Origin of the sequence: Parafrankia sp. FMc2, from assembly GCF_041008525.1 — a bacterium.
GTDB lineage: Bacteria > Actinomycetota > Actinomycetes > Frankiales > Frankiaceae > Parafrankia.
In genome coordinates this window covers 1-926 of the sequence record NZ_JBFLUG010000441.1, presented here as the reverse complement: position 1 = coordinate 926, position 926 = coordinate 1, and the positions used below count along the sequence as shown (strand labels likewise).

The 926-nt window shown below is 63.2% G+C and carries 1 protein-coding gene and 1 pseudogene; both read right to left on the bottom strand.

The window, feature by feature from the left end:
* Positions 1–353 precede the first annotated feature (353 nt).
* A complete protein-coding gene (locus AB1460_RS37830; RefSeq protein ID WP_368967392.1) occupies positions 354–524 on the bottom strand; it encodes a helix-turn-helix domain-containing protein in 171 nt (56 codons plus the stop codon).
* A 211-nt stretch (positions 525–735) separates the two neighbouring features.
* Positions 736–926, bottom strand: a pseudogene (locus AB1460_RS37825) (IS5/IS1182 family transposase); the annotation flags it as partial.

The window sequence follows — 926 nt, the reverse complement described above, 5'->3', positions numbered from 1 at the left end:
ACGACCCTGCGCGGTAAGCCCGCCACCATCCGCATACCTCATGCCCGCTACAAGAGCTGAGCACGGCCGGGTCATACCCGGACAGACCGGATGTGATCAAACAGACCCCGACCATTCAAATTCTGTACGTCGCTTCCCGCGTCACCCGCCCGGTCTGGCCACTCCCCGTCACCGCCACCACATCCGCGGCGTGATCAGCCAAACACGGTTTCAGACGTAGTGCGCAGAGCCCGATTCGACACCTGTTCCGGCGAGAAGTCAGCCGTCAGCCGCTCGGCCACCGCATCGTGCAGCCGGACGTGCGAGTCCAGCTTGAATGCCTTCGGTCGCCGCCGCTGCTCGTCTGCGCGTTTCTACGCGTCCGCGGCGCGATACCCGATATTGACACCGTTGCGCGAGACCTCACGGCTGATCACCGACTGGTTCCGATCCAGCCGGGTCGCGATCACTCGGTGTGACAGTTCCTTGGCCAAGCCCCTGGAGATCGACTCCCGCTCGTCCAAGGTCAACCCGACGCCGTGCACTCAGCCCTCCGATCGGTGGATCACCTTTCTACCAGGGCTGATGCACTGATCGCCTGAGACCACCGTTACCAGCCACGCATGTCACGGAGGGGACAGATCTACGAACACTGATCCGTGACTACGTCTTCGTCATCAACCGAACCTCCAACCGACGCAGCCCACTCATCACGTGCGACCTTGATGTCGCACTCTCACGGCAGTCTGACAGACAGGGGTGCCCCGACCGGGCCCAGGTATGATGGAATCCACCATCACGCCGTGAGACGATCTGAATATCGACATCGACCGCGTCCTCGGCCCAGTTGCAGAAGTCCCGGCCACGGTAGCCCTGGTCAGCCCACACGTGCCGGAGCCGGACGAAGGCATCACGGGCCTGGGACAGCACCACCATCGCCGCCAGAC